The organism is Skermanella mucosa, from assembly GCF_016765655.2.
Lineage (GTDB): Bacteria > Pseudomonadota > Alphaproteobacteria > Azospirillales > Azospirillaceae > Skermanella > Skermanella mucosa.
Window position 1 is genome coordinate 5017484 of the sequence record NZ_CP086106.1, and the last position, 16185, is coordinate 5033668.

A 16185-nucleotide genomic window follows, 5' to 3' on the forward strand; every position below is an offset into this window, starting at 1 on the left:
CATAGTGCCATCATTGATAGCGCCGCCATCACCCATGTTAACCAACGAAGGACAGGAACCGCCGCAACCCATGAAGCGCGTCCGACTTCCCTCGATGCTGCTGGCGGCCGCGCTGCCCGTCGTCCTCTTCGCCGCAGCCATGACGGTCCTGTTCGACCGGCAGCAGACACGGTCCTGGGAAGCGGTCATGCATCAGGCCACCGCGGCCGCGCGCGCCACCGTCGACGAGCGCGTGACGACCATCCGGATCACCCTCGAGACGCTGGCCATATCGGGCTTGTCCGCGGACCGCCGGCGCGCCGATTTTCCCGTGCAGGCAGAGCGCATATTGGCCATGCGCCCGGACTGGATGGCTCTCCGGCTCACCCAGCGCGACGGCAGCGCCGAGGCGGATGTTCGCCGGGATGGCCTGGAAGTGCCCCGGAACGCCGAGCCCGACGGGGTGGAAGCGGACATCGCGGCGGTCTTCCGCTACGGCGAGCCGCGCGTCAGCGGCGTGCTGGCCGATCCGGCGCGGGCCGACGAGCCGGTCTTCGCGGTCAGCGTTCCCCTGTTCGGCGACGGCGGGGTCGAGCGCGTGGTCACGGCCCATGTGCGGGCCTGGACGATCAACCAGGCCTTGAGGGAACAGGGGATTTCGCCGGGATGGCGGATCGCGGTCCTGGACAGGGACGGCAGCCTGGTCGCCCGCACCCTGTCGGAGGATCCGCGCGATCCCGGCATCGGCGGCCCGCCGGACGCGACCCTGCTGGACGGGCTGCGGCGCGGGCTGCCGATGTTCCACGCGACCAACGCGCTGAACGAGGACCTGTACGTCGCCTCCGCCGTGTCGGGCCTGACCGGGTGGACGGTAGCCCTCGGCATGCCGGCGTCCCTGATCGACCTGCCGGCCCAGCGGACCCTGTCGGCGGTGGTCGGCGGCGGCATCCTGGCGGTCGTGCTGGCGTTCGGGATCGGTTGGCTGCTGGCGCGCTCCCTGATGAAGCGCAGCGCCGCCGAGCGGCGCCTGCTCCAGCTGGAATTGGCCCAGGCCTCCAGCGAGCGCACCGCGGCCATCCTGGAAAGCACGACCGACGGGGTCTTCGAGGTCAACCCGGGCTGGCGCATCATCTTCATCAACAGCCGCGCCCGCGCCCTGCTCGCGGGGGGCGCCGACGTGACCGGCCGCCTGCTGTGGGACGTCCTGCCCGACGCCGACACCACCGCCTTCTGGCACGAGTACCATCGCGTCGCCACGGAGCGGGTCCCGGCGGAGTTCGAGGAGTTCTATCCGGCCCTGGGGGCCTGGTTCTATGTCCGGGCGTTCCCCCTGCCCGACGGCGGGATCGCCGTCTATTTCCAGGACGTGACCGAGGGCCGCCGCGCCCGGGACGCGCTGGCCGACAGCGAGCGCCGCTACCGGTTCCTGGCCGAGAGCATTCCCCAGATCGTCTGGACCGCGACTCCGGACGGTGGAGTCGATTACGTCAACGGCCGGCTCAAGGCCTATCTGGGCGCCCGGGAGGAAAGTTTCGCCGACGGCTGGAGATGGCTCGAAAACCTGCACCCGGACGATGTCGAGAGCACCCGGCAATCATGGCGGCACGCCCAGGCCGCCCCCGGCGTCTATGAGCACGAGCACCGCTTCCGCCGCCATGACGGCATGTTCCGGTGGCATCTGGCCCGCGCCCTGCCGATGTTGGACGAGACCGGGCAGATCGTGAAATGGTTCGGCACCTCCACCGACATCCATGACCAGAAACTGCAGCAGGAGGCGCTCCAGGCCGCGCGCGACGAGGCCGAGCGCGCCCGCGGCGTCGCCGAGCAGGCCGACCTGGCCAAGAGCAGGTTCCTCGCCGCCGCCAGCCACGACCTGCGGCAGCCGATGCAGTCGCTGTTCCTGTTCGCCGACAGCCTGCAGGCCCACATCGCCGACCCGGAGGGGGCCGACAAGCTGCTGCACCTGCGGCGCGGCCTGGACGCGCTCAAGGTCCTGCTGGACGGGCTGCTGGACATCTCGCGGCTGGACGCCGACGTGGTCGAGCCGACCATAGAGGACGTGCCGCTGGACCCGCTGCTCGACCAGGTCGGAAGCGCCTACGCGAAGGTCGCCGCGGCCAAGGGCCTGTCGTTCGAGATCAACGCCTGCGGCGGCACCGTGCGCACCGACCGTACCCTGCTCAGCCGCATCCTGAACAACCTGCTGGAGAACGCCGTCCATTACACCGAAGCCGGCCGGATCAGGATCGATTGCCGCCGGACCGGCGACACGGTCCGGATCGAGGTCCAGGACACCGGCATGGGCATTCCGCCAGACCATATGGAAGACATCTGGACGGAGTTCCACCAGGTCGGCAACCCGGAACGCGACCGGAACCAGGGGCTCGGCCTCGGCCTGGCGATCGTCGATCGCCTCGCCCGCCTGCTGGGCCACCGGGTGGACGTGCGGTCGGCCCTGGGCCGGGGCTCGGTCTTCAGCGTCGAGCTGCCGGCCGGCGCCGCCGTGGAAGCCCCGACCGCCACCCCGGCCGCCCTCCCCGCCACCCCGGCCGCCCTCCCCGCCGCCCCGGCGCCCGCCGCCGCCGCCATCGCCGCCGCTCCGGCGGGCAGGCGGCGCTACGCGGTGCTGGTGGACGACGACGCGATCGTCCTCCTGGGCCTCCAGAGCATCCTGAAGGACTGGGGCTACGACGTGCTGGCCGCCGGATCGACGGATCAGGCGCTGGAGCGGCTCGGGACATCCGACCGCAGGCCCGACATCATCGTGGCCGACTACCGGCTGCGCGGCGGCCGGGTCGGCACCGAGGCGATCCTGAAGATCCGCGGTTTGTTCGGCAGCGACATCCCCGGCGTGATCCTGACCGGCGAGACCGGGCCGGAATGCGCGAACGATGCCGCCGCCTACGGCTTCAGCGTCGCCCACAAGCCGATCACCTCGCACCAGCTCAGCCTGGCGGTGGAGAAGCTGCTCAGCGACGCCGCGGACTGACCGTCACGGCGTCCGGGTGATGCGTCCCTCCACCCGCGGCGTCACCGGACCATGCGCCTTGATGTATTCGGCGACCACCATTTCCAGGTTGGGGCCGTAGTCATAGGCATTGGCGGCCTTGGCGAACAGGGCGTAGCCGTCGCCGCCCGCGCGCACGAAATTGTTGGTCGCGACCTTGTAGGTCGCCGCGGGGTCGAGCGGGCGGAAGCCGCCGTCCGGCTCGCGCACCTCGACCGACTGGATGCGCGCCCCTTCCGGCTTGGCGGGATCGAGCGAATAGCGCAGGCCGGCGACCTGCGGGAAACGCCCGGTGCCCGACATGGTCTTGTCATGCGCCTTGGATACCCCGCTCTCCAGGCTGGCGCGCAGGTCGGCGCCGCCGATCTCGAATGTCGCCAGGGTGTTGGAGAAGGGCAGCACCTCGATCACCTGGCCCATGGTCACCCGGCCGGCCGGGATGCCGGTCCGGATGCCGCCGCCGTTCTGGATCGCGATGCGGGTCCCCTGGTCGCGGGTCGCCCACAGCATCGCGTCGGCGATCAGATTGCCCAGGTTGCATTCGCCGAACCGGCAGGCGTCGCTGGTGCCGACCAGTTCCACGCCGGCCTCGCCGACCGGCTGGTTGCGGAGCTGGGCCAGCGGCACGTTCAGTTCGGCGACCTTCTCCCGCACGGCGGGGTCCTGAGCCACCTCGGCTCCCAAGGCCACCGGCCCGCCGGTCCAGGCCGTGGGCACGCCGGATGCGTCGAAGGTGACGTCCAGCCGGCCGAGATGGGTCCCGTAGGCGCCCGCCTGGACCACCAGCGCCGGGACGCCGGACGGGGTCTTGACGACGGTCGGATAGGGGCCGGCGGCCTTGTCGTTGCCGGTCTCCAGGAAGCTGTGGCTGTGCCCGCCGACATAGACGTCCACGCCATCCACCGCCGCGGCCAGCGCCTGGTCCTCGGCGTAGCCGACATGGGTCAGCGCGATGATCTTGTCCACGCCTTGCGCCTTCAGGTCGGCGACCGCTTTCGCCAGGGCGGCGGCCTCGTCGCGGAACGCCACGGTGGGGCCGGGGCTGGAGGTGATCGGGGTATCGGACGTGGTAAGGCCGATGATTCCGATCCGCTGCCCGCCCCTCTCCACTACGGTGGACGGCTTGTAGCGGCCCTCCAGGCCGGGCTCGCGCGAGCTGTCCAGGTTGGCGCTCAGCACCGGCCAGGACACCGCGTCCAGGTAGGGGCGCAGACCCGCCGGGCCGTCGTCGAACTCGTGGTTGCCGAGCGTCTGGGCGTCGGGGTTCAGCATGCCCAGCACCGTCTGGACCGCGCCGTGCTTGAAATGAGTATAGAAGAGGGTTCCCTGGAACTGGTCGCCGGCATCGAGGAACAGGGCATTGTCGCCGCGCAGCTCCCCCAGCTTCGTCTGCAGGCGGGCGGCGCCGCCGACGCACTTGGCGGCCGATTCGTCCTTCGGCGTGCAGAACCCGCCGGAGGAAGTCACCTGGTCGTAGCGGGCATGAACGTCGTTGACGTGCAGGATGCGCAGCTGGAATTCGGCGGCTCCGGCCGCCGCGGGCCAGAGCGCGGTTCCGAACAGGGTCAGGAGCCCTGCTCCAAGCAGAGCGTTTTTCGTCGCCATCGTCGCCCTCGCCATCGTCGCACATCCCTCTGGAGTATCCCGGCCCCGAAGCCGGCCTCCAACCTTTTGCACGATCGTGCGTTCAGTCTTCAAGAAGAACCCTCCCCGACCGCCCTGCGGGCTTCGACCGCAACGCTGATTCGAGTCCAAACCTGAAAGGCCTGCCATGGAAAGTGTCGATGCCGTGCTCGGCGCACTCAATACCGTGATCTGGGGCTACGTGCTGATCTATGTGCTGATCGGCGCCGGGATCTACTTCACCGTGAAGACCAGGTTCCTGCAGTTCCGGCGGTTCGGCCACCTGTTCGGCGTCATGTCCGGCTCCCGCCACTGCGAGGGCGGCGGGATATCGCCGTTCCAGGCCTTCTGCGTCAGCATGGCGAGCCGGGTCGGCACCGGCAACATCGCCGGCGTCGCGATCGCGCTGACCCTGGGCGGGCCGGGGGCGGTGTTCTGGATGTGGTGCGTCGCCCTGGTGGGCATGGCGACCGCCTTCGTCGAGGCGACCCTGGCCCAGCTCTACAAGGTGCCGCAGCCGGACGGCACGTTCCGCGGCGGTCCTGCCTATTACATCCAGCGCGGCCTGGGTTCCCGGACCTGGGGCATCGTGTTCGCGGTGCTGCTGATCTTCACCTTCGGGCTGGCCTTCAACGCGGTCCAGGCGAACACCATCGCCGACGTGCTGGGCGAGAGCTTCGGGGTGCCGACCTGGGTGACCGGGGTGGCGCTGGCGCTGATCTGCGCGCCGATCTTCTTCGGCGGCATCCGCTCGGTCGCCCGGGTGGCGGAATGGATGCTGCCGGTCATGGCGCTGGCCTACGTGGCGCTGGCGCTGCTGATCCTGGTGATCCACATCGACCGCGTCCCGGACATGTTCATGCTGATCGTCCGCTCCGCCTTCGGGCTGGACCAAGCGGCGGCCGGGGCCTTCGGCGGGCTGACCGTGGCGCTGATGAACGGGGCCAAGCGGGGCCTGTTCTCCAACGAGGCGGGCATGGGAAGCGCCCCCAACATGGCGGCCACCGCGACGACGACCCATCCGGCGACCCAGGGCTTCATCCAGGCGCTGGGCGTCTTCGTGGACACCATCGTCATCTGCTCGGCCACCGCCTTCATCATCCTGCTGTCGGACCAGTACGACGTGACCGGCGCCACCGAGATGGCCGGCGCCAGCCTGACCCAGTCGGTGATCGCGGAGGAGTTCGGCACGGCCGGCGGCCTGTTCATGACCTTCGTGATCTTCCTGTTCGCCTTCTCCTCGATCATCGGCAACTACGCCTATGCCGACGGCAACATGACCTTCCTGGGCGCCCGGATCAGCAGCTTCAACATCTTCCGGATCGTCGCCGTTCTGGCGGTGCTGGGCGGTTCGATCGGCGAGCTGCCGACCGTTTGGGCGCTGGCCGACGTCGCCATGGGGCTGATGGCGCTGGTCAACCTGGGAGCCATCCTGATGCTGTCCAAATGGGCCTTCGCGACCCTGGCCGACTACGAGGCGTCGGAGGAACGGGGATTGCCCCGGTTCGAGGCCAGCGGCAACGCCCTGATGCCGGGCGCCCTGAAGACGGAGGTCTGGTAGGTGGTACGGCCCCCGCATCAGGCGGCGATGCTGCTTTAGTCCCGATTGACAGGAATCGCCGCCGCCGCCACCGTGCGGACACGGCAATAACAACCAATCACGAACCGGGAGGAATCGACCCATGTTCACGCTGGCCCTGCTGCTCTACCGGAAGCCCGGCACCACCACCGAGCAGTACCAGACCTACTGGCACGACGTTCACGGCCCGATCGCGGCGAAGATCCCCGGGCTGCGCGGCTATGTCCAGAAGCACGTCCAGCCCGACGCCGAAGGCAACGTGCCGGTGGACGGCATCGCCGAACTGACCTTCGACAGCGCCGACGCCCAACAGGCCGGCTTCGCCTCGCCGGAGGGCAAGGCCGCGCTCGACGATGTCGCCAACTTCGCGGACACGTCGCGGGTGGTGGCGTTCCCGGTGGAGGTGCGGCGAATCGTGTAGCGGTCGGCCGGGGCGGGGCGGAAGCGGTGGTCCTGGGGAGCTGGCGCGGCGTCGGGCTGCGGGGATTCCCCAGTGCCCCGGACCCTATGGCAAAAGGGCATTAGAGCGGATTGCGTTAATTCTGGATCGCTTTGGAGCGTGATGTAGCCCAACTATGCAGGGACACCAGCATGGACGCTTCAGACTTAGCGCACGGCGCTCTAGAGCCGCCAAACATCACGGTAAGCATAAATCGCGAGATTCGTTGCGCGGGTACGTACATCGTCCGGTGTCCAGTCGTGCGCGGCGAGCACGGATGCTGGAATGCTCGCAGCCATCTGTTGATAAAGAAGCTTCTTTGCATCGAAATCAAGATTCTCCACTTGCGCATTCTGCGCTTCTCCAAGCAATATTAAATTTCCAATATTGTGAATTAGATCTGGAGTCCAGTTACCCTTAATTTGGGACTGAGGAAGAATATGTTCAATCGTAGGCACTTGGTATAATGGGTAGGTGAGGGCTTCGGCATCAGACAATCTCTTTAGAACATACTGCAGAAGAGAGTTTGATTTCTTATTGCTATTGTAAGAAAGCTTCCGGAAACCAACACAGAATTCATCCTCACTTGGCTGTCGCTCCCTCAGGGCGACGGTCAACTCCTGGATGACCAGAGCTGCAGTTGTAGTCGTATTAGCCCTATATAATTGTCTAGCATGTCGCGTATATATCGCTGCAATGCTTCCAGACGACCGCGATGATGTTATAGCATTGAATTTGAAGTGGAAATTTTCAATCGTCTTCAATGCTTTGCGGAGCGTCTTGTATGCGATCACCTTGCGATCAAAAGCTCGGATCAACGAGAGTACGCATGGATATTGCTGCTCGACATTAAAAATGCGCAATGAGCTTAACGAGTTTCTCACAACCCATTTGTACTTTTCGCGGATGACATCTTCCGGCACATTCATCCATGTATATAGCCGCGAGTCTTCAAGGAAATGGTTCAAATGTGATAATGCAACGGCACGTTCGTTCCCGTTCGCTACAGAGTCAGCCTTCAACTTATCCTTCACTGACTTGTATGCTTTCTGCTTTGTTACGGAAGAATATCGTGAAGCCCATGAGTGCACAAAAAATGCGTCTGGCTTCTGGGCAACACCAGCAAGCCTTAAGTTATCCGTGATGCCCTTCCATTTTTCTTTAAATACATCTACGTCACCGTTCTTAACAATCATCCCGCCAAAAACGTTCTTCATAAGATCAATTAGCTGAAGATCTCTCCCACGAGCATTCAGTGTCTCGAAGATTACGTAAGCATCGTCCTCATTCTCCATTTCAACCTTGATAATTTTTAGCTGAAGGACGACATCTCGGAGGTTTGCCAAATATTCTATCGACTTATCAAGTCGCTCTTTTTCGTATAGAAGACCATTTCCTGCTTTAACAACAGCTGAATTAACTTCCTTCAAAAAAAATTCATAAGCAGACTTCAGCTTATTCTCCTCCTCGCCGGGCTCAATATCGAGCTCAGAGTCTCCAAATCTCTGTATTTTATCCTGAAGAAAAGGAAACGATGTCTCCGTCTTCAAAACAAAACTCTTGACGTTCTTCCTATCAGTTGTCTCAACATAATTGTGAACACCCTGAGCCAAGTCATTAGCGCCTAGCCTTCTCAAAATATCGCGAACGACGCACAAAAGTATCGTAACCGTTGTCAACCTTTGCTGGCCATCAACAACACCAAACGACTCAATACCATCTTTATAAATAACCATGGATCCTATGAAGTAGTTTCCCTGCTCGGATTCCTGAATATCTGCCCAGAACTCCCTTAGTTGGTCTTCTGCCCACGAATATGGCCGCTGGAACCGCGGTATGGTTAGAAATCCACTTTTTAAAAGTTTTAGAATTTCAGTATCGCTCGCTTCGATCTTCATATCCCCCCCCAGGCGGAGCAAAAACGACTAATTCTCCAGAGGTTAAAGCAACTTTTTTGAAATGCTAGCGCAATTTCTTCAACTTTTCATTCCTAAAACAAACATTCTAATCAACCCCTACGGAGGGTCGGGTAACGCGCTAGTAGTTCTGGAACGGGGGTGGCCGGTCATCGCCATAACCTCGTGGTTAAACACGTTCGTGCGCTCGAAAAGGCGACAAGTCTCCTCCTGCCTGAAATTGTGCTAGCGGAGTCCCTGAAAATGCTTTTTGGTGACGGTATCGCGCAACGCGCGGGCGACGCCCCTGCCGACTTTGACGGCAAGCACCTGCCCCGACTTCTGCGGCTTCAGTATGCAGAATGCAACGCCTTGCGCAGCGTGAGGGAGAAACCCGCCTTACGCAATCAATTTTGATCTTGAGCAAGTCGGCGTAGGGGTGTTCCACGTCCAACCTCACGCGTTCCCCGGTCAGTCCTGCCGGCTCGGACTGTCTCATGCACGTCACCACGGCACTGACCACCGCCGACCGGAGTCAAGATCGCGATAACATGCTACAGGCATTCATCAGATGCCACTACTCTCCTACGATGTGCCGACGGTCCCGGTCTTCCGGGGCACTGGGCCGAACCCCGTCCGTTACGAGTTGTTGGGGATAATACTGTGCGGCAACGACCAGGAAGCAAAACTCGGTGCTCTGCCGCTAGCTCAGCCCGGAGAGCTTGTTCTTGGCGTCGGAGTTGTTGGGAAGGGGCTTCGCCATCTACTCGCAAGATTGTGATAGAGTGATGTCACAGACGAATAGCCGATCCTGAAGTTCGTCGTCAGTGATTGTGGCCTCACGGGTGCGCGCCAATTCTTCGGCTGCAGTCCTGGTCTAGAAGGTCTTGGTTGGGAGATGCCGTTGCGCCTCACGCCAGCGCAGAACCGGTGCGGGCCGCGGTTCCAGATGCTCGCCATCGCTCTTCCTGTGACAGCCTCGATTGTCACAGATTGCCACGGCAAAACCGGTAAAATGTATAGGATAAGCGCTGAACGTGGTAGGGAACTTGGAGCGGGTGAAGGGAATCGAACCCTCGTCGTAAGCTTGGGAAGCTTCTGCTCTACCATTGAGCTACACCCGCGTCGCCCCTGTTTATAGGGCATCGCCGCCCCCGATTCAAGGCGGCGATTCGCTCCCTCGTACAGGACCTTGCACAGCCCCGTGCCCTCACGCCGGCGCGTTCAGCAGCCGCCACTCCCGGGCATAGGCCGGCGCGCCAGCACCCTGGCGGGCGGCGATCTCGGGGGCCAGCATCGGCTCGGGCTCGGCGGGCCAGCGGGTCAGCAGGCCGGAGACGCCGGCGAGCGAGCCTTCCACCAGCTCCAGCGCCAGGAAGCGATCCAGGTCCACCGGGCCGGGCAGGCTCATGGCGAGCGTCAGGTCCCGGGTGAAGCCGAAGCGGCCATAGTAGGGCGCGTCGCCGACCAGGACGACGCTGCGCCAGCCGGCGGCCGAGGCCCGGTTCAGGCTCTGCCGGATCATCTGGGCGCCCAGGCCGCCGCTGCGCATGTGCGGCGCGATCGCGATGGGGCCGAGCAGGATGGTCGGCGTGACGCCGCCGATCAGGACGGGCCAGTAGCGGATGGTGCCCACGACGGCATCGTCCTCCAGCGCCACCAGCGACAGGCCGGGGACGGGATCGACGCCTTCGCGCAGGCGGTAAACGGTCTTGCCGGCCCGTTCGGGGCCGAAGGAGAGGTCCAGCAGGGTGTCGATGGCGGCGGCGTGATGCGGCTGCTCGATCGCAATGTTCATTGAGGCTTGTGATCCCGGCGGCAGGAAGTGGGCAGAGAGGCTGTGACGCCGTGCCGCCGATGCCGGGGAGGGAAACTCAGGGGTTCAGCCTGTCATCCCATGGGCATCAGCACGCGGCGTGAGGACTGCTTCGCTTGCGACAGTGCAAGCCGGCGTCCTTCGTCGTCGTAGGGCGTGCTGGGGCGACATGGGGCTGGGGTTACCCATACAGTTTCAATGGACGCTGGATATAACACCCCACCCCTTCCGGTTAAAGCAGGAAATTCGTCATGGGACATCATGGCCCTACATCGATCAAACCGGCGTGATCGGTACGCCACATCCATGACTTCCGACTGACTCGCGGGTTGTCCTGGGATACCGTCCGGCACGGCTGAAAGGACACGATTCAAGGCATGACGACAGGCGAAAGGATCGATATCGCGCCCGCCCCGGCCGCAACCGCCGCCCCTGTCCCGGCAGCGGGCCGGCGGCGGCGCAGCCGGCTGGAAGCCGTGCCGGCGGTGACGCTCGTCCTGTTCCTCGGGCCGATCGCCGCCGGCCTGGCCGGCACCTGGGCGCCGGCCTTCGGAATCCTGCCCGCGCTGGGCGGGACCGATCCGACGCTGGACCCGTGGCGCGGGCTGCTGGCGGCGCCGGGGCTGGGCGGGGCCGTGCTGCTGTCCGCGGGAACCGGGCTGGCGGCGACCCTGCTGTCCTTCGCCATCGCCCTGTGGTTCTGCGCCGCGTGGCACGGCACCCGCACCTTCTCCGCCTTCCGGCGGCTGCTCGCCCCCCTGCTGGCCCTGCCCCACGCCGCCTTCGCGATCGGGCTGGCCTTCCTGATGGCGCCCAGCGGCTGGATCGTCAGGCTGCTGTCGCCCTGGGCCACCGGCTGGACCTTCCCGCCCGATCTGGCGCTGGTCAACGACCCCCGGGGATTGGCGCTGGTGCTGGGGCTGACGGTCAAGGAGGTGCCGTTCCTGATGCTCATGATCGTGGCGGCGCTCGGCCAGACGCCGGCGGACAAGGCGCTGACGGTCGCCCGCAGCATGGGATACGGCCCGGTCACGGCCTGGCTGAAGGTGGTGCTGCCGCTGGTCTACGCGCAGGTCCGGCTGCCGGTTTACGCGGTGCTGGCCTTCTCCCTGTCGGTCGTGGACGTGGCGCTGATCCTGGGGCCGGGCACGCCGCCGCCGCTGGCGGTGCTGGTGCTGCGCTGGTTCTCCGATCCCGACTTGGCGCTGCGGTACCAGGCGGCGGCGGGCGCCTGCCTGCAACTGGCGCTGGTGGCGGCGATGATCGCCCTGTGGCGGCTGGGCGAGGTCGCCGCCGGATCGGCCTGCCGGGGCTGGCTGGTGTCCGGGCGGCGCGGCGGTTCCGGGTGGGCGGCGCGGGCGGCCTCGGCCGGGCTCGCCGCCGGGGTGGTCGCGGTCGCGGTCGGCTCCTCGGTCGGGCTCGGCCTGTGGTCGGTGGCGTCGCGCTGGCGCTTTCCCGACGCCCTGCCCGGCGGCTGGACGCTGGAGACCTGGGCGCGGGCGCTGCCCAACCTGGCGGGACCCGCCTGGACGACGCTGACGGCCGGGCTGGCCGCCGCCGGCATCGCGCTGGTGCTGGTGCTGGGCTGCCTGGAGAACGAGCAGCGGTCGGGGCTTCGGCCGTCGGCCCGCGGGCTATGGCTGCTGTATCTGCCGCTGCTGGTGCCGCAGATCGGCTTCCTGTTCGGGACCCAGGTGCTGCTGGTGGCGGTCGGGCTGGACGGCACCTGGCCGGCGCTGGTGTGGAGTCACCTTCTGTTCGTGCTGCCCTACGTGTTCCTGACCCTGGCCGATCCCTACAGGGCGCTGGACGAGCGGTACGCCCGGGCGGCGGCTTGCCTCGGCGCCTCTCCGGCGCGGGTCTTCCTGCGGGTCAAGCTGCCGCTGCTGCTCCGCCCGATCCTCGCGGCGGCGGCGATCGGCTTCTCGGTCAGCGTCGCCCAGTACCTGCCGACCCAGTTCGCCGGGGCCGGCCGGCTGCCAACGCTGACGACCGAGGCGGTCGGGCTGGCCGCCGGGGCGGACCGCCGGCTGATCGGCGTCTACGGCTTCGCCCAGGCCGCCCTGCCCCTGGCCGCCTTCGCCCTGGCGCTGCTGGCGCCGGGACTGTCCGGACGGGTGCGCCGGATCGGGACCGGAACGGAGGGACGGGCATGAGGGCGGGAATGAGGGCGGGCTTGGGACCGCCCCTGGGAGCGGATATCGAACACCGGCTGGAACTCGACCGGGTGACGCTCAAGCTCGGCGGGCGCGACCTGTTCGCGCCGCTGTCGCTGACCATCCAGGGGGGCCGGGTCGCCGTGCTGATGGGGCCGAGCGGCAGTGGCAAGTCGAGCCTGCTGGCCCATCTTTGCGGCACCCTGGACCCCGCCTTCGAGGCGGCCGGGCGCGTGGTGCTGGACGGCGCCGACCTGGCCGGGCTGCCGCCGGAACGGCGCCGGGTCGGCATCCTGTTCCAGGACGACCTTCTGTTCCCGCACATGAGCGTGGCGGAGAACCTGGCGTTCGGCCTGCCGCCTGGGGTTCGCGGGCGCGCCGAAAGGCGGGCGGTGGTCGAGCGGGCGCTCGCCGAGGCCGACCTCGCCGGGTTCGGCGGGCGCGACCCCGCGACGCTCTCGGGCGGCCAGCGCGCCCGCGTGGCGCTGCTGCGGACCCTGCTGGCGGAGCCGGCGGCCCTGCTGCTGGACGAGCCCTTCGGAAAGCTGGACGCCGCCCTGCGCGGCCGTTTCCGCGCCTGGGTGTTCGACCATGCGCGGCGGCGCGGGCTGCCGACGCTGCTGGTCACCCACGACCCGGCCGACGCGGAGGAGGCCGACGGGCCGGTCATCGATCTCGGGACGGCAAAGCCCAGTGAGGGGGAGCCCAGTGCGGGAAGCCCGGCGCGCCGCCCGATGAGGCGATAGATCACATACCAGAGTACGGTGTTAAGCCGGCGTAAACGCAAAGGGACGTAGAAATGTGACGGATACGCTCCTGGACAAGGAGGAAAGCACGGAGTAATTTTTGTTTCGCTGCCATTTCGATATAACCGACGCCCGGTCGCGAGCCCACCATGTACAGTCAGACAACCCGCTCGATCAGGGTTTCCGTAAAGCCGACGTTCCTGGAAGAGCAGTCTTCGCCGGCGGAACACCATTTCGTCTGGGCTTATCATGTCCGGATCGAGAACACCGGGGGCGAGACCGTGCAACTGCGCAACCGCCACTGGCGGATCACCGACAGGTTCGGCCGCGTCCAGGAGGTCCAGGGGGCCGGCGTCGTCGGGGAACAGCCCGTGCTGGAGCCGGGAGAGAGCTTCGAATACACCAGCGGCACGCCGCTGACCGCTCCCTCGGGCATCATGTCGGGCAGCTATCAGATGGAAACCGCGCGCGGCGAGAAGTTCGACGTGACCATACCGGCCTTCTCGCTGGACAGCCCCCACGAGACTGTCCAACTCAACTAGCAGCCACCCCCACAGCGCCGCCCAGCGGGGTGTCGGCCGTTCCGCGCATCTTGAAAGGCGCGAACGGGACGCCACTTCGCTGTCCATGCGGAACCGGTTCCCGCCCACGCACAACGGTCGGGGGACGACAGTGCGCGACACAGCGAACCGGGACAGAACCGACCATCGAAAGGTACCCGTCGTGAGTGCATCGAAGCCCCTGGCTACGGACAATGTCGTCCGTGGCCCTTCCCACCATCGCCGCAGCGCCCCCGGGATCGCGCGTCCAAGCCGTGCGGAAGCCGAACAAGCCGTCCGCACCCTCCTGCTGTGGGCGGGGGACGATCCCGACCGCGAGGGCCTGCTGGGCACGCCCGACCGCGTCGTGCGGTCCTACGAGGAGTTCTTCGCCGGCTACGGCGTCGACCCGGTCGAGCTGCTCCAGCGCACCTTCGAGGAGACTGACGGCTATGACGAAATGGTCGTCCTGAAGGGCATCCGGTTCGAGTCCTACTGCGAACACCACATGGTGCCGATCATCGGCAAGGCGCACGTGGCCTATCTGCCCAATCACCGCGTCGTCGGCATCAGCAAGCTCGCCCGCGTGGTCGAGGCCTATGCCAAGCGCCTCCAGATCCAGGAGAAGATGACCTCCCAGATCGCCAACACGATCGAGGAGGTCCTCCAGCCGCTCGGCGTCGCGGTCGTGCTGGAAGGCGAGCACCAGTGCATGACCACCCGCGGCATCCACAAGCCCGGCGTCAACATGGTGACCAGCCGGATGCTGGGCGCCTTCCGGACGGACCCGACGACCCGCCGGGAATTCCTCGCCATGATCGGCAGCCCGTCGGGCAACGGCATCGGCGGCTGATCCCGGAAGCATATGGCAGTATGATGGGGGCGCCGCGGCGACGCGGCGCCCTTTTACATTTCCGGACCTTGGCCCTTTGGATTTCCGCCCCGTCTTCTTCGTCCTCGGCATCCTGCTGTCGACGCTGGCCTTCAGCATGCTGGTCCCGATGCTGGCCGATCTGGCGGTCGGCCATCCCGACTGGCAGACCTTCGCGATCTCGGCGGCCTTCACCCTGTTCGTCGGCGTGTCCCTGCTGCTGACCAACCGCATGCCCGAATTCACGCTGTCGATCCGCCAGGCCTTCCTGCTGACCACGCTCTCCTGGATGGTGACCGCCGCCTTCGCCGCGGTGCCGCTGATGCTGGCGGAACTGGGGCTCAGCTACACCGACGCCTTTTTCGAGGCGATGTCGGGCATCACGACGACCGGCGCCACCGTGATCGTCGGGCTGGACTCGGCCCCGCCGGGCATCCTGCTGTGGCGCGCGCTGCTGCAATGGATGGGGGGGATCGGCATCATCGTGCTGGCGCTGTCGGTTCTTCCCATGCTCCAGGTCGGCGGGATGCAGCTGTTCCGGACGGAGTCCTCGGAGAAGTCGGACAAGGTGCTGCCTCGCGCCGCCCAGCTGGCGACCTGGATCGGCCTGATCTACCTGGCGTTCACCGCGCTCTGCGCGGTCGGCTACCGGCTGGCCGGGATGGAGTGGTTCGACGCCTTCGCCCACGCCATGACGACCATCGCGACCGGCGGCTTTTCGACCGCCGACGCGTCGGTCGCCTTCTTCGACGATCCGCTGGTCGAGCTGGTGGGGATCGTCTTCATGCTGGCGGGCGCGCTGCCTTTCGTTCTGTACCTCCGGGCCTTGCGGGGCGACCTGCGGCCCCTGATGACGGACCGGCAGGTCCAGTGGTTCGCCGCCGTGGTCGCCGCGGCGATCGGCATCATGGCCGCGCACCTGTGGATCGAGCGCGGCTACGAACCGCTTTCCGCGCTGCGGCTGGCATCGTTCAACGTCGTGTCGGTGATTACCGGCACGGGATACGCGACGTCCGATTTCGGGACCTGGGGACCGTTCGCCGCGGGGCTGATGTTCTTCCTGATGTTCGTCGGCGGCTGCGCCGGGTCCACCTCCTGCGGGATCAAGATCTTCCGCTTCCAGGTGCTCTACGCCACCGCCGACGCCCAGATGCGCCGGCTGATCCAGCCGCACGGGGTGTTCATCGCGTATTACAACGGCAAGCCGATCCCGGAGGCGGTCTCGGTGTCGGTGATGAGCTTCTTCTTCCTGTACGCCCTGTGCTTCGTCGCGCTGACGCTGTCGCTCCAACTGCTGGGGCTCGACTACCTGACGGCGATGAGCGGCGCCGCCACTGCGATCAGCAATGTCGGTCCCGGCCTGGGGCCGGTGATCGGGCCGAGCGGCACCTTCGCGCCGCTGCCCGACGCCGCCAAATGGGTCCTGTCGGCCGGAATGCTGATGGGGCGGCTGGAGCTGTTCACCGTGCTGGTCCTGCTGACCCCGGCCTTCTGGCGCCAGTGAGGGAATGGGGATACAGTCGCCCCGTCCCTTG

The 16185-nt window shown here is 66.1% G+C and carries 11 protein-coding genes and 1 tRNA gene; 8 read left to right on the forward strand and 4 right to left on the reverse strand.

The features are described 5' to 3' along the window. Positions 1 to 70: 70 nt before the first annotated feature. Positions 71 to 2968 (forward strand): hybrid sensor histidine kinase/response regulator, encoded by a 2898-nt coding sequence (locus JL100_RS23350; protein ID WP_202681934.1) that lies wholly within the window; start codon positions 71 to 73, stop codon positions 2966 to 2968. Between the two features lie 3 nt (positions 2969 to 2971). On the opposite strand, the gene JL100_RS23355 is transcribed toward JL100_RS23350, so the two are convergent. Next, entirely contained in the window at positions 2972 to 4591 is a 1620-nt protein-coding gene (locus tag JL100_RS23355; protein WP_202681933.1) for a bifunctional metallophosphatase/5'-nucleotidase, read from the reverse strand. A gap of 166 nt (positions 4592 to 4757) precedes the next feature. Here JL100_RS23355 and JL100_RS23360 point away from each other — a divergent pair, with 166 nt between their 5' ends. Together JL100_RS23360 and JL100_RS23365 are read left to right on the forward strand one after the other, a co-directional pair. Next, complete coding sequence (locus JL100_RS23360) at positions 4758 to 6170, forward strand: alanine/glycine:cation symporter family protein (RefSeq protein WP_202681932.1); 1413 nt, start codon at positions 4758 to 4760, stop codon at positions 6168 to 6170. Between the two features lie 121 nt (positions 6171 to 6291). Continuing rightward, a complete protein-coding gene (locus JL100_RS23365) occupies positions 6292 to 6609 on the forward strand; it encodes an EthD family reductase (protein ID WP_158046965.1) in 318 nt (105 codons plus the stop codon). Positions 6610 to 6809: 200 nt separating this feature from the next. Here the strand turns inward: JL100_RS23365 and JL100_RS23370 are convergent, their stop codons facing one another. The 3 genes from JL100_RS23370 to JL100_RS23380 form a co-directional block, all read right to left on the reverse strand. Then, complete coding sequence (locus JL100_RS23370) at positions 6810 to 8525, reverse strand: DUF262 domain-containing protein (RefSeq protein WP_202681931.1); 1716 nt, start codon at positions 8523 to 8525, stop codon at positions 6810 to 6812. Positions 8526 to 9572: 1047 nt separating this feature from the next. Continuing rightward, positions 9573 to 9646, reverse strand: a tRNA-Gly gene (locus JL100_RS23375). 86 nt (positions 9647 to 9732) lie between these two features. Next, the gene (locus tag JL100_RS23380) at positions 9733 to 10320 is read right to left on the reverse strand and encodes a GNAT family N-acetyltransferase (protein WP_202681930.1); all 588 of its coding nucleotides are present in this window, start codon (positions 10318 to 10320) and stop codon (positions 9733 to 9735) included. A 395-nt stretch (positions 10321 to 10715) separates the two neighbouring features. On the opposite strand from JL100_RS23380, the gene JL100_RS23385 reads away from it, so the two are divergent. The 5 genes from JL100_RS23385 (at position 10716) to JL100_RS23405 (ending at position 16154) form a co-directional block, all read left to right on the forward strand. Further along, the gene (locus JL100_RS23385; protein WP_202681929.1) at positions 10716 to 12494 is read left to right on the forward strand and encodes an ABC transporter permease; all 1779 of its coding nucleotides are present in this window, start codon (positions 10716 to 10718) and stop codon (positions 12492 to 12494) included. Next, complete coding sequence (locus tag JL100_RS23390) at positions 12491 to 13240, forward strand: ATP-binding cassette domain-containing protein (protein WP_228420861.1); 750 nt, start codon at positions 12491 to 12493, stop codon at positions 13238 to 13240. The genes JL100_RS23385 and JL100_RS23390 overlap by 4 nt, the downstream gene beginning before the upstream one ends. Before the next feature lie 149 nt (positions 13241 to 13389). After that, positions 13390 to 13782, forward strand: coding sequence for a Co2+/Mg2+ efflux protein ApaG (gene apaG, locus JL100_RS23395; RefSeq protein WP_158046969.1), 393 nt, complete (start codon positions 13390 to 13392; stop codon positions 13780 to 13782). Between the two features lie 199 nt (positions 13783 to 13981). Beyond that, positions 13982 to 14632 carry a GTP cyclohydrolase I FolE gene (gene folE, locus JL100_RS23400; RefSeq protein WP_407697027.1) on the forward strand — a complete coding sequence of 217 codons (651 nt, stop codon included), beginning with the start codon at positions 13982 to 13984 and terminating at the stop codon, positions 14630 to 14632. Positions 14633 to 14708: 76 nt separating this feature from the next. Continuing rightward, complete coding sequence (locus JL100_RS23405; RefSeq protein WP_228420862.1) at positions 14709 to 16154, forward strand: TrkH family potassium uptake protein; 1446 nt, start codon at positions 14709 to 14711, stop codon at positions 16152 to 16154. The last annotated feature ends 31 nt before the right edge of the window (positions 16155 to 16185 follow it).